Origin of the sequence: Flavobacterium sp. I-STPP5a (assembly GCF_009764685.1) — a bacterium.
GTDB lineage: Bacteria > Bacteroidota > Bacteroidia > Flavobacteriales > Flavobacteriaceae > Flavobacterium.
Genome location: NZ_VHLM01000004.1, coordinates 1 through 16,779 on the forward strand (window position 1 = coordinate 1; position 16,779 = coordinate 16,779).

General features: G+C 35.8%; 12 protein-coding genes. 5 read left to right on the top strand and 7 right to left on the bottom strand.

All coding sequences use genetic code 11. From position 1 onward, the window contains the following. The 3 genes from FJV36_RS00290 to FJV36_RS00300 form a co-directional block, all read left to right on the top strand. Positions 1-3,161: Ig-like domain-containing protein (locus FJV36_RS00290; RefSeq protein ID WP_158980750.1), on the top strand; the 3,161-nt coding region annotated here is incomplete at its 5' end. A gap of 39 nt (positions 3,162-3,200) precedes the next feature. Continuing rightward, on the top strand, positions 3,201-4,127 hold the full coding sequence (locus FJV36_RS00295) for a type IX secretion system membrane protein PorP/SprF (protein ID WP_158729010.1): 927 nt from the start codon (positions 3,201-3,203) through the stop codon (positions 4,125-4,127). Between the two features lie 14 nt (positions 4,128-4,141). Beyond that, complete coding sequence (locus FJV36_RS00300) at positions 4,142-6,100, top strand: OmpA family protein (protein WP_199250898.1); 1,959 nt, start codon at positions 4,142-4,144, stop codon at positions 6,098-6,100. A 138-nt stretch (positions 6,101-6,238) separates the two neighbouring features. Here the strand turns inward: FJV36_RS00300 and FJV36_RS00305 are convergent, their stop codons facing one another. Then, positions 6,239-7,195 carry a DUF3810 domain-containing protein gene (locus tag FJV36_RS00305; RefSeq protein WP_370514387.1) on the bottom strand — a complete coding sequence of 319 codons (957 nt, stop codon included), beginning with the start codon at positions 7,193-7,195 and terminating at the stop codon, positions 6,239-6,241. Positions 7,196-7,404: 209 nt separating this feature from the next. On the opposite strand from FJV36_RS00305, the gene FJV36_RS00310 reads away from it, so the two are divergent. After that, positions 7,405-8,868, top strand: a complete 1,464-nt coding sequence (locus FJV36_RS00310) for an aminoacyl-histidine dipeptidase (RefSeq protein ID WP_158729012.1) — start codon at positions 7,405-7,407, stop codon at positions 8,866-8,868. A gap of 313 nt (positions 8,869-9,181) precedes the next feature. On the opposite strand, the gene FJV36_RS00320 is transcribed toward FJV36_RS00310, so the two are convergent. From FJV36_RS00320 to FJV36_RS00335, 4 genes are all read right to left on the bottom strand, one after another. After that, complete coding sequence (locus FJV36_RS00320; RefSeq protein ID WP_158729013.1) at positions 9,182-9,949, bottom strand: carboxypeptidase-like regulatory domain-containing protein; 768 nt, start codon at positions 9,947-9,949, stop codon at positions 9,182-9,184. A gap of 84 nt (positions 9,950-10,033) precedes the next feature. Further along, positions 10,034-11,959 (bottom strand): DEAD/DEAH box helicase, encoded by a 1,926-nt coding sequence (locus FJV36_RS00325; RefSeq protein WP_158729014.1) that lies wholly within the window; start codon positions 11,957-11,959, stop codon positions 10,034-10,036. Positions 11,960-12,150: 191 nt separating this feature from the next. Further along, complete coding sequence (locus tag FJV36_RS00330; protein WP_158980752.1) at positions 12,151-12,729, bottom strand: non-canonical purine NTP diphosphatase; 579 nt, start codon at positions 12,727-12,729, stop codon at positions 12,151-12,153. Positions 12,730-13,009: 280 nt separating this feature from the next. Beyond that, the gene (locus FJV36_RS00335) at positions 13,010-13,774 is read right to left on the bottom strand and encodes an NYN domain-containing protein (protein ID WP_086454205.1); all 765 of its coding nucleotides are present in this window, start codon (positions 13,772-13,774) and stop codon (positions 13,010-13,012) included. 265 nt (positions 13,775-14,039) lie between these two features. Here FJV36_RS00335 and FJV36_RS00340 point away from each other — a divergent pair, with 265 nt between their 5' ends. Further along, positions 14,040-15,302: a pyridoxal phosphate-dependent aminotransferase family protein gene (locus FJV36_RS00340; protein WP_158980764.1), complete on the top strand. Its 1,263-nt coding sequence runs from the start codon at positions 14,040-14,042 to the stop codon at positions 15,300-15,302. A 69-nt stretch (positions 15,303-15,371) separates the two neighbouring features. Here the strand turns inward: FJV36_RS00340 and FJV36_RS00345 are convergent, their stop codons facing one another. Beyond that, positions 15,372-16,295, bottom strand: a complete 924-nt coding sequence (locus FJV36_RS00345; protein ID WP_370515717.1) for an IS3 family transposase — start codon at positions 16,293-16,295, stop codon at positions 15,372-15,374. Then, complete coding sequence (locus tag FJV36_RS16605; protein ID WP_370515716.1) at positions 16,205-16,738, bottom strand: transposase; 534 nt, start codon at positions 16,736-16,738, stop codon at positions 16,205-16,207. The genes FJV36_RS00345 and FJV36_RS16605 overlap by 91 nt, the downstream gene beginning before the upstream one ends. Between the last annotated feature and the right edge of the window lie 41 nt (positions 16,739-16,779).

Below are 16,779 nucleotides of genomic sequence, written 5' to 3' on the forward strand. Positions count from 1 at the left end.
TAACCACGACAAACACGAATGTTACGCCAATCACTACAGGAGCAATTTTAGTAGATGCAAACGGAAATGTAACCATTGCAGCGAATACCCCAACGGGAGCTTACACGGTTACCTATACCATCTGTGAATCAGATACGACCACAGGAGTTAATGTAAGCCCATCGAATTGTACTACAGCTACGCTAACGGTAAACGTAGTGGGTCAAATCATTGCCGCAAACGATACTTTAGGCACACCAGCAGCACCATTAGCTTCAGGTACTATAGCAGTAGCAGCAGGAAGTGTTTTAGGAAACGATACCTTAAATGGAGTTGCCGTAACCACGACAAACACGAATGTTACGCCAATCACTACAGGAGCAATTTTAGTAGATGCAAACGGAAATGTAACCATTGCAGCGAATACCCCAACGGGAGCTTACACGGTTACCTATACCATCTGTGAGTCAGATACGACCACAGGAGTTAATGTAAGCCCATCGAATTGTACTACAGCTACGGTAACCGTAAACGTAGTGGGTCAAATCATAGCAGGAAACGATACTTTAGGCACACCAGCAGCACCATTAGCTTCAGGGACTACACCAGTAGCAGCAGGAAGTGTATTAGGAAACGACACCTTAAATGGAGTTGCCGTAACCACAACAAACACGAATGTTACGCCAATCACTACAGGACCAATTTTAGTAGATGCAAATGGAAATGTAACTATTGCAGCGAATACCCCAACGGGACCTTACACGGTTACCTATACCATCTGTGAATCAGATACGACAACAGGAGTTAATGTAAGCCCATCGAATTGTACTACAGCTACGGTAACCGTAAACGTAGTGGGTCAAATCATTGCAGGAAACGATACCTTAGGAACACCAGCAGCACCATTAGCTTCGGGTACTACACCAGTAGCGGCAGGAAGTGTATTAGGAAACGACACCTTAAATGGAGTTGCCGTAACTACAACAAATACGAATGTTACGCCAATCACTACAGGACCAATTTTAGTAGATGCAAACGGAAATGTAACTATTGCAGCGAATACCCCAACGGGACCTTACACGGTTACTTATACCATCTGTGAGTCAGATACGACCACAGGAGTTAATGTAAGCCCATCGAATTGTACTACAGCTATTATAACGGTTGTAGTATACAACCCAATCGTAGCTAACGATGATACAATTCCATCTGCAGGAGGAAATGTTACAGCAAACGATACTTTAAATGGAGTACCGGTAACTACAGCTAATACTGATGTAACACCAGTAACAAATGGACCATTGAGTATTGATGCCGATGGAAATTTAACAGTAGCGCCAAATACACCAAATGGTACGTACACCATCACGTATGAAATTTGTGAAGCAGGAGCGGTACCAGTAAATTGTACCACAGCTACGGTTACTGTTAATTATGTAAATCCATTAATTGCTAGTAATGATACTTTTACTGGAGCAGGAGGGAATGTGTTAGGAAATGATAGTGTAAATGGAGCACCGGCAACCATGACAAATATTGTTGTGACACCAGTAAATAATGGTCCATTAAGTATAGATGCTTCTGGAAATGTAACATTGGCGCCAAATACACCAAGTGGTACCTACATTATCGTTTATGAAATTTGTCAAACAGGAATGACACCTGCAAACTGTACCACAGCTACAGTAACGGTTGTAGTAAACAATATCATTGTTGCCAATAACATTACATTTCCACCAACAGGCGGTAATGTAACATTAAATGATACTGTTAATGGCGTACCAGCCACACCATCTAATACCGATGTAACACCAGTAACAAGTGGTCCATTGAGTATAGATGCTAATGGAAACTTGACAGTAGCTCCTAACACACCATCAGGAACATACACAGTAGTATATGAAATCTGTGAAGTAGGAGCAACACCATCAAATTGTTCACGAGCTACTGCAACAGTAGTTGTAGCAAACCCAATTTTAGCCAATAACAATACATTCCCATCTACTGGAGGAAATGTAACAGGTAACGATACGTTAAACGGAGTACCGGTAACTACAGCTAATACTGATGTAACTCCAGTAACAAATGGACCATTGAGTATAGATACAAATGGTAATTTAACAGTAGCACCAAATACCCCAAGTGGCACATATACGATAACGTATCAAATCTGTGAAGTAGGTGCAACACCAGCAAATTGCACCACAGCTACCGCAACGGTGGTGGTAAACAATGTTATTGTAGCCAATAATGATACACTACCAGCCACGGGAGGAAATGTTCTAGCAAATGATACCATTAACGGAGTGCCGGTTACAGCTGCCAATACCGATGTGACGCCAGTAACAAGTGGTCCATTGAGTATAGATGCTAATGGAAACTTAACCGTAGCGCCAAATACAATAGCAGGAACGTATACCATTACGTATCAAGTATGTGAAACGGGCTCTAATCCGTTGAATTGTACCACAGCCACAGTTACAGTTGTTATTGCAGAAACGCCAATGATTGCCATTGTTAAAACAGCCGTATTCAATGACGAAAATGGAGATGGTTTTGCACAAGCAGGAGAGACCATTACCTACAGTTTTGCGGTAAGCAATACAGGAAACACGCCATTAAACAATGTAACGGTTACCGATGTTTTACCAGGTTTGATACTATCGGGTAATAGCATATCTTTATTGCCAGTAGGAGCGACAAACAATACAGCCTATCAAGGAGTGTATCGCTTGAAACAATCCGACATCAATTTAGGAAGCGTAACCAACCAAGCAACCGCAACAGGAGTTACCCCTCTAGGATTAGTAGTAAGTGATTTATCAGATGATTCTAGTGCTTTAAGTGATAGACCAACTGTACTTGCTATTCAAGGATGCGTGATCGAAGTGTTTAATGCAGTAGCACCAAATGGAAGCGGAGATAATAAGGTTTTCCGCATCAGAGGACTTGAGTGTTATAGTGACAACAAGGTAGAGATCTACAACCGTTGGGGAGTTTTAGTATTTGAAAGAACAGCCTACAACAATGACGATAGAGCCTTTAGAGGAGTTTCAGAAGGAAGAGTAACATTCAAAGAATCTGAAGAGTTACCAGAGGGAACGTATTATTACATCTTGAGGTATAAGGACAGCGCTGCCAACAGTTTCGAAAAAGCAGGATACCTATACATCAACAGATAATAAAAAAGTAAAGCTCATAAGTTTAAAAATGGAAGCAATATGAAGACAAAATTAGTAATATTCGTACTCTTACTTTCGGGTATAGTAAATGCCCAGCAAGATGCTCAGTTTACACAGTACATGTACAATTCTATCAATATAAATCCAGCCTATGCAGGTTCGCGTCAGTCCATGAACATTTTTGCCTTGCACCGTACCCAGTGGGTTGGGCTACAAGGTGCTCCTGTAACCAATACGGCCTCGATTAATACTCCAATCAAAGACACCAAACTAGGTCTAGGGGTATCTATAATAAATGATAGGATAGGGCCTTCAGATGAGAACAATCTATCTGTTGATTTCTCATACTATATCAATACTTCAGAAGCCTTTAAGCTCTCTTTTGGATTGAAAGCATCAGCAAATCTTTTGAATATCAATTTTGATGAATTGAATCAATACGATCCTAATGACTATAGTTTTGAAAATAATATAGACAACAAGTTTTCACCTAATATTGGAATAGGTCTTTATTTGTATTCTGATAAAAGCTATATCGGACTTTCCGTGCCAAATTTACTTGAGACAAAGCATTTTGATAAGTACGCAGGGGTAGGAGCTAGTTCTTACATAGCCAGGGAACGCGTAAACTTCTACTTAACAGCAGGTCACGTATTTGATTTAGATTATAATTTAAAGTTCAAACCCGCCATGATGACTAAGATGGTTCAAGGTGCACCATTACAAGTAGATTTATCAGCTAACTTTTTAATCAATGACAAGTTTACACTAGGGGCCGCCTACCGCTGGAGTGCTGCATTGAGTGGTATGGTAGGATTTCAGGTGTCTGATTCGTGGTTTATTGGGTATGGATACGATATGGAAACTACACGACTTGCGAATTACAATTCAGGATCACATGAAGTATTTCTTCGTTACGAAATATTCAAAACCTATAATAAAATTACATCACCTAGATTCTTTTAATTTAATATAACGTTATGAAATTAAGCGCCAAACATTTCGGATGCTGTGTGGTTTTTTTAGTATCAACAGTAATGGGGTATACACAAAAAAAAGGAGTGGCAACCGCAGATAAAAACTTCGATAATTATTCTTACGTTGATGCTATAGCTACTTATGAGAAGGTGGCAGAGAAAGGGTATAAAGACGAGAAAATGTTTCAAAAACTAGGAGACTCCTATTTTTTCATTGCCGATTTGATCAAGGCAGAGAAATGGTATTCTGCACTTTTTGAGATGAACGCCACTCAAGAGCCAGAGTACTATTACAGGTATTCCCAATCATTAAAAGCCGTAGGGAATTATGCTAAGGCCGATAAGATGTTAGAGCAATTCATAGCAAAATCAGCCGCAGACCAGCGTGGAAAACTCTTTGCTAGTCAGCGTGATTACTTAAAAGACATCAAGGAAAATTCAGGAAAATATGAAATATTTGATGCCGGAATCAACTCCCCGTACTCAGATTATGGAAGCGCTTACTACAACAACACCTTACTTTTTGCTTCGGCGCGCGATACAGGCGGAGTAGCTAAAAAAGTGTTCAAGTGGAACAATGAATCTTTCACTAACTTGTACAGCTCCCAGATAAGTACAGATGGTAGTGTGGGTAAACCAGAGGTGTTTAATAAAAACATCAACAGTAGGTTTCATGAGTCTACACCTGTTTTTACCAAAGATGGTCAAACCATGTATTTCACGCGTAATAATTACCTCAACGGGAAAAAGCAAAAAGACAGCAGACGAGTTATATTATTAAAACTCTACAAAGCCACAAACCAAGACGGAAAATGGGTCAATGTACAAGAGCTACCTTTTAACAGTAATGAGTACAGTGTAGCGCATCCAGCTTTGAGTGTAGACGAGAAAACCTTGTATTTTGCATCAGACATGCCAGGTACCAAGGGCTTATCAGATCTTTTTAAAGTAAGCATCAATGCTAATGGCGCCTACGGGACACCAGAGAACTTAGGATTACCTATCAACACAGAGTCAAGAGAAACCTTTCCGTATATCTCAGCAGACAATAAAATGTACTTTGCTAGTGATGGCCATCCAGGACTAGGCGGGTTAGATGTGTTTGTGATGGATTTGTCCTCAAAAACTCCCGGTAGTACTATAAAAAACTTAGGAACACCTATAAACAGTACCCAAGATGATTTTTCATTTGTGATTGATGCAGAGGATAAAAAAGGATTTGTAACCTCTAATAGAGCGGGTGGATTAGGATCTGATGACATTTATAGATTCAATAAATTTCCTGTTCCTGTTTGTAAGCAAGCACTTCAAGGAGTAATTAAGGATCAAGATACAGGTTTAGTTTTGGCCAATGCCAAGGTAAGTTTGTTTGACGCGAATTTTAATTTGATTAAAGAAATCACCACGCCATTATCAGGGGCCTACAGCTTTGAGGTAGAATGTGAGAAAACGTATTACTTACGTGGAGAAAAACAAGATTACGAAACCAAAGAGAACAAGATTGTAATAGCAAAAGTATCTGGAGCAACACAAGGTCCATTGGCCCTAGAGCCAAGAAAAAAAGCTATTGAAGTAGGTACAGACTTAGCTAAGACCTTGGATATTCCAATACTTTATTTTGATTTAGACAAGTCATTTATTCGAAAAGATGCGGCATTTGAGCTTGAAAAAGTATTAGCAGTGATGCAACAATATCCAAAGATGACCATCGATATTAGATCCCACACCGATTGCAGACAAACCGCAGCATACAACCAAGCACTATCTGATAGAAGAGCTAAATCAACGAAAGCCTGGTTGATCAAAAACGGAATAGCTGCAAATAGATTAACCGCCAAAGGATACGGAGAATCACAACTTGTAAACGATTGTGGATGTGAGCCAACGAACAAATCAAACTGTACAGAGGCACAACACCAAGCCAATAGAAGAAGTGAGTTTATTATTGTATCTATGCAATAATTCTTTTTAAAACAATAAAAATCAAAAAAGGCTATCCAAGTTATATATGGATAGCCTTTTTTGTTGGTTATGCAGTATTAGATAAATGAATGATAGAGTAGGAGTCTATTCTATAATATTAGTAGTTTCTCTCGAATTTTATAGCGTATGTGTTTTACTGTAATTCACCATTAAATTCACAAACTTACTATAGCTTTCCATGCCGTCTTTTTGTTGATTGATCTTCAAGAATTGGTCATAGAAAGCATGAAAACCTTTGTCAATAAAGGTGTCGTATTGCTTCCAGAACTCTTCGCTTTCTTTGTAGTTTTTTAAAACACCGGGATGTATGGTTTTTATTAATTGTTTGTAGATACCTTCATTACGTGCTTGCCAATTTCCTAGACAATAGCGTAAAGCCATACTGTAGCCAGAATATTGGATGTACTTGTCTTCATTTTCAACACAAGCTAGGAATCCAATGAAATTACATTCACTTTCACTAGCATAACCCATTTGGTGTGCCATTTCGTGATTTACAGTCATAGGAAAACCATAAAGCGGTACGAGATCATTTACCTGAGCCTCATTTGTAAAAGGATTTAAATAACCTCCAAATCCCATGTAGGTCAAGGGTAGACTAAATAATGATTTTTTGGTGCTAAGTGTGTTGAATTTAAAAAAAGAATGCTTTTTTGCAATGGCATTATAACCGTTCAAGCTCTTTTTAAAAATTTGTTCTTGTGTGTACGGAATGGAAACTTTTAAACCTTTATTAGTGGTTATGGCATATTGAAGGGTATTAGTTTTTGAAATAATCATTTTTGTAAAAACAAGTAAATCGGTATCCGTGTATTCTTTTTTAATTTTCATTTTTTCAAAAAGCGGTTCACGGTAGTAGTTGAGTGCCCAGAGCACATGAAACAAAAAGTAAAGTACAGATGTAAAACTCAGGATTCTTAAAAGTGTATTTTTCCACTGGGATCTATAAGTTTTTCGGTTGTTCCAAAACCATCTCAAAACGCAAAGAATCAAAATAAAATAAAGACAATCACCAATTGAAAAAGGAATCCTTCCTAAAATTGTGCGCAAGAACTGAGATAATACAGGATACATGCCATTGCTGTACCAACGCTCTATTTGTTCAGGATAGAAAGGGGCAATTTGGAGCAATATAATTTGGATGAGGAAAAAACTCGGGAGAAAATATTTTGTTTTCAAGATAAAAAATTTGAGTTGTAAATATAATTACAATATTAATTAGTGCCTATTGGAATTTAAACTTTGTAACTTTGTATTGTAAAATTAAAACATCAATTACCAATATGAGTCAAGAAATAAGAAATCTAGAGCCAAAAGCACTTTGGAATAAGTTTGCGGATTTAAATGCAGTGCCAAGGCCTTCTAAAAAAGAGGATCGTGTGATTGCTTTCATGAAAAATTTTGGCGAAAGCCTGGGACTTGAAACTTTTGAAGATGAAATTCGAAATGTAATCATAAGAAAACCGGCTACTCCAGGGATGGAAAACCGTAAAGCAATTGTGCTTCAAGGACATTTAGATATGGTGCATCAAAAAAATGGAGAAACTGTTTTTGATTTTGATACACAAGGAATAGACATGTATGTTGATGGTGACTGGGTTCGTGCTCAAGGTACTACTTTAGGTGCTGACAACGGTTTGGGAGTTGCTGCTATCATGGCTGTTTTAGAAAGTAAAGATATTCCTCATCCAGCTATTGAGGCCTTGTTTACTATAGATGAAGAAACAGGAATGACTGGAGCTCTTAACCTAAAAGGTGGTGTTTTACAGGGACAAATCTTACTGAATTTAGATACTGAAGAAGATGATGAAATTGATATTGGTTGTGCTGGTGGAATAGATGTTACAGCTACTGCAGAATATGATGAAGAGGAAACTCCTGAAGGTTCTGTGGGGTATACCATTACCGTGAAAGGCTTGCAAGGAGGACATTCTGGTATGGATATTCATAAAGGTTTGGGCAATGCCAATAAAATAATGAACCGTTTATTGTTTGATGGTTTTGATAATTTTGGGTTGCAAATCTCCGAAATAAAAGGAGGAAGTTTACGCAATGCAATTCCAAGAGAAAGTGTAGCGAAAGTAATCATTGCCGAGGTGTATGACGAAGCGTTTGTGTTTGACATGCAGCAAATTGTAAACGAAATAAAAACCGAACTAAAAACTACAGAGCCTAATCTAGAAGTTGTTTTTGAAAAATTAGAAACAACACCTGCTAAGGTTATGCCTTCAATTGCTCAGTTTTATTTTGTGAGAGCTATGTATACTGCTCATAATGGAGTGTACAGCATGAGTGCTGATTTTGAAAATCTAGTTGAAACGTCAAATAATATAGCAAAGGTAGTTTTAGGTGATGGGCAACTTTCGGTTCAATGTTTAACACGATCTTCTGTAGAGACTTCAAAATTTGATTTGGCAAATGGGTTGCGTTCTGCATTTGAATTAATGGGTTGTGAAGTTGAATTTTCAGGTTCTTATCCTGGATGGACTCCAAATTCTAAATCGGAAATTTTAGATGTTTTAGTTCCTCTTTATGAAAAGCAAAACGGTGAAAAACCAAGAGTGGTTGCCTGTCATGCAGGACTTGAATGCGGTATTTTAGGAACAAATTATCCTGAGATGGATATGATTTCTTTTGGTCCAACAATTCATGGTGCACATTCACCTGATGAGAGAGCTAGTATTTCATCATCACAAAAATTCTGGAAATTTTTTGTAGAAATTTTAGCAAATATTCCAGTTAAATAATCTTAGTAATCAGGAACAGTCTCAGTATTCAGTTTCAAAGAACTGCAAACTGAGACTGTAAACTGAGTATTAATCTCTTTTAGGAGCATTTTTCTTTTCTCTTTTTTCTTCTTTCTTTTCTTTAGCGGTTTTTAAAGGCTCTTTTTTCGCAGTCTTTTTCGCATCCTGACTTTTTGCCATGATAATATATTTAGTGGTTAATGTTCAATTTAGTAAATGTATGTATTATTTTGATTTATTACCTATTTAATTAAAAAATCCCCAATTTTTTTGAATTGAGGATTGATTGTTTTTACCTAAGAAATGTTGAAATTTATTTTTTCTTCAAGATCTTATATTCTTCATAACAGCCACTAATAGCATCCATTATTTGTAGATCATTAGCCGTTTTAATAAAGGAGTCCGAGTAATTACAACGTTGTAAAATTTCAGGAATTTCATCTTTGTCAATGCCTAAAAGTACAGCAATAGTTTCTCTATCATATTTTGATTCTAATAATTTTCGTACCGTGTCATCCTTTTTCATTTCTTTTAACTTCTTCAGCTCTTTTGGATTTTTACCAAAAAAATTATAGAGCATATCAGCTGGATTGAATATGGAACCCAAAACTTTTCCAAAAGCATTTGGAGAGTACTGACCAGCTTCATAACCTTGGGTAAGACCAGAAATGCTATAACGGTAATTTTCTTTTACGGGAATTATTTTGGTATCTACCTCAAGATACCCCGTCAAATTAAAAGGTCTTATGATAACCTCTTCTAGCGCAATGGCTTTCTCTGTAAGTTGAATTTTTGTACTTCGGTTTTTGATCCAGTCATTTGTGACGCGCACACGCAAAGATTGGAAACCTAAACTCGTTATGTGCAATGTATCATTAACTTGAACATCAATCTCAAAATGTCCGCTTTCATCAGTTGTGGCACCACGCACTTTGTTGATGTTGATGATATTTACACTTGATAAAGGTTGTTTAGTTGTATTGCTAAGAATAATTCCATCTACTTTTTGAGAAGGTTCTTTGACTTGAGCTTGAGCTGTAATTGAGAATACAGTAAATAAAAAAACTACAAAATATTTCATACTTTAATTTAAGACTTTAAAAGTAATAAATCAAGATTAAATATTTTGTAGTTCCAGTATAATTATAAGAATATTAACTAAACTTTAGTCTCTTCTTGGTCTTCTTGGTCTTGGTGCATCACCAAAGCTTTCAGAACGTCTAGGTACTCTATCAGATGATCCTTCAGTTCTAGGTCGATCAGATGAAAAACCACCTTCTCTTCTTGGAGCTGCTCCTCTGTCACTTCTAAATCCACCTTCTCTTGGTGCTGAACTTCTATCGCTTCTAAATCCGCCAGAACCTTCTCTTCTTGGAGCAAAACTTCCTTCTCTTCTAGGAGCTGAACTTCTTCCGCCGCCAAAACCTCCACCAGAACTTCTTCCGTTGTGGTCACGTCTTCCGCCACCGTCATTTTTAGAAATCTCAACATTGATTCTACGTCCTTCTAATTGAACGTTATTCAATATTTCCATTACTTTATCAGTATGCTCAGGATCAGTATTAAAGAAAGAGAATCCTTCTTTTACGTCTACTTTGAAAACGTCATCACGACCTAAGTCTAATGTCTCTTTCAAGTAATCTTTAAGTGACATCCAATCAAAGTTGTCTCTAGAACCAATGTTTACAAAATAACGAGTTGCTCCGCCATTATTGTTTTCTCTTGGAGCACCATCTCTATCATCACTTCTTTCGCGTCTTTCACCTGATTGAGTTGAAATATCTCTGTTTTTCTTGTAGTAATTGATAAAACGGTTGAATTCTACCGATACCATTTTCTTGATTAACTCTTCTTTTGTTAAGCCTTCAAGTACACTATTAATTGCAGGAAGGTAAGTATCAATTTCGTGATCAACCTCAGTATCTTTAATTTTGTTAGCTAGGTGTAGTAATTGAATCTCGCAAATTTCTATTCCAGATGGAATTGATTTTTCTGCAAATTTTTGCTTGATGATTCTTTCAATAGATGAAATTTTACGCAATTCGCTTTTAGTAACAATTACAATCGATGTTCCTAAACGACCTGCACGACCAGTACGACCAGAACGGTGGTTGTATGTTTCAATTTCGTCAGGTAATTGGTAGTTTACTACGTGAGTAATGTTGTCTACGTCAATACCACGAGCAGCTACATCAGTAGCAACCAGCATTTGTATTTGACGACCACGGAAAGATTTCATAACTCCATCACGTTGTGCTTGTGATAAATCACCGTGTAATGCAGCAGCACTGTATCCGTCTTCAATTAATTTTTCGGCTACAGCTTGTGTATCTCTTTTGGTACGACAAAAAACTACAGAGAAAATATCTGGGTTAGAATCTGCCAAACGTTTCAAAGCTTCGTAACGGTCACGTGCATTTACAAGGTAAAATTCGTGAGAAACGGTAGCAGAACCTGAGTTTTTAGCTCCAACAGTAATTTCAATAGGATCAGTCATGAATTGTTTTCCAATACGAGCTACTTCAGCAGGCATTGTTGCAGAAAACAACCATGTGTTTTTATCGTCTGGTGTAGTTGAAAGGATGTTTACGATATCTTCGTAGAAACCCATGTTCAACATTTCGTCAGCTTCGTCAAGAATACAATAGTTAATTCCAGTAATGTTTACTAGACCTCTATTAATCATATCTTGCATTCTTCCTGGAGTTGCTACAATAATTTGTGCCCCTCTCTTTATGTCTCTTGCTTGTTCTGTGATGCTAGCTCCTCCGTAAACGGCTACCACATTAATACCTTTTTCGTATTTAGAGTAGTTTTTAAGTTCGTTGGTAATCTGCAAACACAACTCGCGTGTTGGAGATAAAATTAATGCTTGTGTGTTTCTGTTGTTAGCATCAATTTTTTGGATAACTGGAAAACCAAAAGCTGCCGTTTTCCCTGTCCCTGTCTGAGCCAACGCCACCATATCTGTATCTTTTTCCAATAATAGGGGAATCGCTTTCTCCTGTACTTCGCTCGGATTTTCAAATCCTAGATCTAAAACCGCCTTCAGTAACGATTCACTCAATCCTAATTGTTCAAATTTATTCATATGTATTTTTAAAATAGGGTGCAAAATTACTCTAAATTATTCATATAAACTAATGCTATTTCAAGATTTAATGATTTATTATAATTTGATTATCAGAAAGTTATGATTATATGTTTAATTTGGGGTTGTTTTTGATACAAAAATTATAGCTTAGCAACTATATTTTTTAAGTAAAATTTCATTGTTTTTGCTTAACTTTTTTTGTTGAGATGCGCTAGTAGTTGTTTTGTTGCCTTACCTCGATGGCTTATTTCATTTTTTAGTTCTAAAGGTAGTTGAGCAAAAGTTTCGATATATCCCTCTGGTTGGAATATGGGATCGTAACCAAATCCTTGATTACCAATTTTTTCTAGCGTAATTTCTCCTTTGGCAATGCCAGTAAATAAATGTTGTTCACCGTTTATATTTAAAGCAATTACGGTTTTAAATTGTGCGGCTCTAGTTTGTTTATCTGCTAAATTTTTTAGCAATAGATCCATATTGTCTTCAGGATTACGCTGTTCACCGGCATATCTGGCGCTGTACACTCCGGGCGCTCCATCAAGCGCTAGTACCTCAAGACCTGTATCATCTGCGAAACAGTCGTAGCCGTATTTTTGAGTTACATAGTTTGCTTTTAAAATAGCATTTCCTTCTATTGTAAGTGCTGTTTCTGGAATTTCTTCATGGCAACCTATAGTTTCAAGGCTCAATATCGATACGCTATCTGGAAGCATGCTTTGAAGTTCTATGATCTTATTTTTGTTATTGGATGCAAAAACTATTTTCATGATTTTAGTTGAGAATTTTAAATATACTTTTTTAATTAGAAACTCGATTTAAATTTTCTGGGAAATACAAATCAGATAATTCGGTACAGATAAGTATTCTGGCAAATATCTTATTTTCCTAGCTATTTTTGATGCTTTGTGTATATTTCAAAGAAAATAGAACTTTGATATTATTTAGGTTTTAAGTTTAATATTTTTTTTATTTTTATGATTTGATTGTATATTGTTTAAATAAGTTAGGAATTTGTTGTACCCGCATTTGAAGATGCGGTTTTTAATTTCAACTAAATCGCAATCTTACATAAACGTGTTTGATTCCTTTTTTATCTGAGTCGCGCTCATCTATTTCAAGAATATCTGTTAAGGATTTCAACATCGGAGTTAGTTTTGAAAAACCATAATTCCTTGGATCAAACTCGGGTTTCTTTTTTACAATTAAATTTCCAACATCACCTAGAAACGCCCATCCGCTATCATCACCAATATCTTCAATGGTAGATTCAATTAATTCTATAGTTTGCAGGTCTACTTTATTTAAGCTTTTAGGAGATGGTTTTTTAGGATCAGTTGCTGTTCTTTTTGGTTCTTTCTTTTTGATTGCTCCGTCCAAGACTTCAATGTATACAAATCGGTCACAGGCTACAATAAATGAATTAGGTGTTTTTTGTTCGCCAATTCCTATGACCTTCATTCCGGATTCTCGCAATCGAATGGCAAGTCTTGTAAAATCAGAGTCGCTGGATACAATACAAAAGCCATCTACTTTATCAGAATAGAGTAAATCCATGGCATCAATAATCATGGCTGAATCTGAGGAATTTTTGCCTACCGTATAACTGTATTGTTGTATAGGAGTAATGGCATGTTCTAATAATACACTTTTCCAACCGCTAGCATTTGGTTTTGTCCAATCGGCATAGATGCGTTTTGTAGTAGGCGTGCCAAACTTAGCAATCTCTTCCATCATTCCTTTTACATTACTGTAGGGAACGTTGTCAGCATCAATAAGTACTGCTAGTTTTAATTCCTTTGTATTGTTAGACATAAATTTAAATTTATTTTAGTAAGTCAAATATACAAAGTTTATTGTGTTATGGTTGGAATGTTTAGTATTTGATTTGTTCAAAAATGCACTATAAAAAGGGATTCTTAGAATTTTAGTATCATTATGTTTGAATTTTGGCGTTTGAAATATCTTAATTTACGTAGGATTAGATTGCTTGAAAAATAAATTTACTTTCAAGTCCTTTATAAAATTTAAATAATTATTTTTGCAACTTCTTAAAATTAAAATTATTACTTTACATATTATGGTAAAAGATTTATTCGAAAGAATTCAAAACAATAAAGGTCCTTTAGGGAAATGGGCTTCACAAGCTGAAGGGTATTTTGTTTTTCCAAAATTAGAAGGTGAGTTGGGACCAAGAATGCAGTTTGGAGGTAAAAATATTTTGAATTGGAGTTTGAATGACTATTTAGGTCTAGCCAATCATCCTGAAGTTCGTCAGGCTGATACAGATGCCGCTGCACAGTATGGAGCAGCATATCCTATGGGAGCTAGAATGATGAGTGGTCACACTAAATATCATGAGCAGTTAGAGAATGAGTTAGCCTCTTTTGTTATGAAAGAATCAGCTTACTTGTTGAATTTTGGATACCAAGGAATTATGTCCACTATTGATGCATTAGTAACGCGTAATGACATAATTGTATATGACGTAGATGCACATGCATGTATTATAGATGGAGTACGTTTGCACAGTGGAAAAAGATATACTTACAAGCACAATGATCTTGAAAGTATGGAGAAAAACCTGCAACGTGCTACAAAAATGGCTACTGAAACAGGTGGTGGGATTTTGTTTATTACCGAAGGTGTTTTTGGTATGCGAGGACAACAAGGTAAATTGAAAGAAATTGTTGCTTTAAAAGAAAAGTACAATTTCCGTTTGCTAGTTGATGATGCACACGGTTTTGGAACCTTAGGTAAAACAGGAGCTGGAGCAGGTGAGGAGCAAGGTTGTCAAGATGGTATTGATGTATACTTCTCTACATTTGCAAAATCTATGGCTAATATTGGTGCTTTTGTGGCAGCTGATAAAGACGTTATTGATTATTTAAAATACAATTTACGTTCTCAAATGTTTGCCAAAGCATTGCCAATGATTCAAACTATTGGTTCTTTAAAAAGATTGGAATTGTTGCGTAACAACCCAGGATTGAAAGATAAACTTTGGGAAAACGTAAACGCATTACAAAACGGATTAAAAGAGAGAAACTTTAACATTGGTGATACTAATACTTGTGTTACTCCAGTTTATCTTGAAGGAAGTGTGCCAGAAGCAATGGTGATGGTAAATGACCTAAGAGAAAATTATGGTATCTTTTTAAGTATTGTAATCTATCCTGTAATTCCAAAAGGAATTATTTTATTGCGTATGATACCTACAACTACACATACTATTGATGATGTTAATGAAACATTGACAGCATTTGAAGCTATTCGTGAAAAACTAGAAAATGGTACTTATAAAGAGATTGCAAGTAGAACTACTGTTGATTTAGACGCTTAAAATCTTATTCTAAAATTATAAAAACCATCTGTTACTAGACTGCACCCAAAAGTTTAGACAAATTTATAATTAATTTTGATAATAATGAGCCCGATATTGTGTCGGGCTCATTCCCTTTAAATTCAGTTTTATTCTTTCATTATTGTAATATTTGATATACTCTTTAATTTCGTTTTTCAAATGATTGATGTCTTTGAATTTCATAATATAAAACAGTTCTGATTTTAATATTCCAAAGAAGTTTTCAATAATTGCATTATCTAAACAGTTCCCTTTTCGAGACATACTTTGTATTAATCCTTTTTCTTTCAAAAGCATTTGATATTGTTTCATTTGATACTGCCAGCCTTGGTCTGAGTGCAATATTAGATTAGAATTATTAGGTATACATTTAAAAGACTTTTTAAGCATATTGCTTATTTGATTAAAATTGGGTCTTTCCGATAATTCATAACTTATTATTTCTCCGTTAAATAAATCAATAATAGGCGAGAGATACAATTTATTGCCTGAGACATTAAACTCCGTTATATCGGTTGCCCACTTTTGGTTGGGTGCTGTTGCCTTAAAATTTCGCTGTAATATATTAGGAGCTATCTTCCCTTGTTCTCCCTTATATGATTTATATTTTTTTAATCGTATTAAACTTTTTAATCCTAGAACCTTCATTAATCGCAATACCGTTTTGTGATTAATTACAATTCCTTTTTGTTTGATTGCCAAAGTAATACGGCGATATCCCAATCGACCTTTATGGTAGTTGTAAATCTGCTTAATCAATTCTTTAATGTCTTTGTATTTGTCGATTAATTGACTTCTTTTTTCATGGTAATAATAACTACTTCTAACCATTTTCATACAATTGAGAAGAACCTCTAAATCATATTTATGCCTTAATTCCATTATGGTTTGAGCCTTTTGTTTTGATTGGCTTGTTCGGCTTGAATTAAGGCATTGAACTTTTTTAAAATTTCGTTCTCTGCTCGCAAATATTCTAGTTCCTTTAAAAGTTCTTCTTCTCTGGTTAATGGTTTGTCTGTTTTTCGTTGTTTTCTCTTAAAATTCATAGATGCTGGTCTTCCTTTGGATTTAGGTTGTAAACCTACCGAACCTTCTTTTGCATATTCCCTTTGCCAACGTCTTATTATCGAACTTGTGGGAATATTAAATGTTAAACAGGCTTGATTCAAAGATAATGACTTACTTTCAATACTATGTAGAACTTTTAACTTAAAACGTATACTATAACTTGCGTTTTTTTGGACAGGCAAAAGACCTTCGTTTCCAAATTTAAGATGCCACCTAATCCAATCTTTAAGGCTAGTTATGCTTACATCATTCTCTTTAGCGATGACACTTAGTGATTGACGATTTTTTAAAACTTCATTTACACAGCGAAGTTTAAATTCATAATTGTAACTGACTTTTCTTTCCATAAAAATACCCCCAGATAATGTCTAATTATTTGGGGGCAGTT

Coding starts and splice junctions, on each gene's coding strand:
- FJV36_RS00325 (WP_158729014.1), bottom strand. CDS start 11,959: ATGAATAAATTTGAACAATTAGGATTGAGTGAATCGTTACTGAAGGCG.
- FJV36_RS00310 (WP_158729012.1), top strand. CDS start 7,405: ATGAGTCAAGAAATAAGAAATCTAGAGCCAAAAGCACTTTGGAATAAG.
- FJV36_RS00305 (WP_370514387.1), bottom strand. CDS start 7,195: ATGTATCCTGTATTATCTCAGTTCTTGCGCACAATTTTAGGAAGGATT.
- FJV36_RS16605 (WP_370515716.1), bottom strand. CDS start 16,738: ATGGAAAGAAAAGTCAGTTACAATTATGAATTTAAACTTCGCTGTGTA.
- FJV36_RS00320 (WP_158729013.1), bottom strand. CDS start 9,949: ATGAAATATTTTGTAGTTTTTTTATTTACTGTATTCTCAATTACAGCT.
- FJV36_RS00295 (WP_158729010.1), top strand. CDS start 3,201: ATGAAGACAAAATTAGTAATATTCGTACTCTTACTTTCGGGTATAGTA.
- FJV36_RS00340 (WP_158980764.1), top strand. CDS start 14,040: ATGGTAAAAGATTTATTCGAAAGAATTCAAAACAATAAAGGTCCTTTA.
- FJV36_RS00335 (WP_086454205.1), bottom strand. CDS start 13,774: ATGTCTAACAATACAAAGGAATTAAAACTAGCAGTACTTATTGATGCT.
- FJV36_RS00330 (WP_158980752.1), bottom strand. CDS start 12,729: ATGAAAATAGTTTTTGCATCCAATAACAAAAATAAGATCATAGAACTT.
- FJV36_RS00300 (WP_199250898.1), top strand. CDS start 4,142: ATGAAATTAAGCGCCAAACATTTCGGATGCTGTGTGGTTTTTTTAGTA.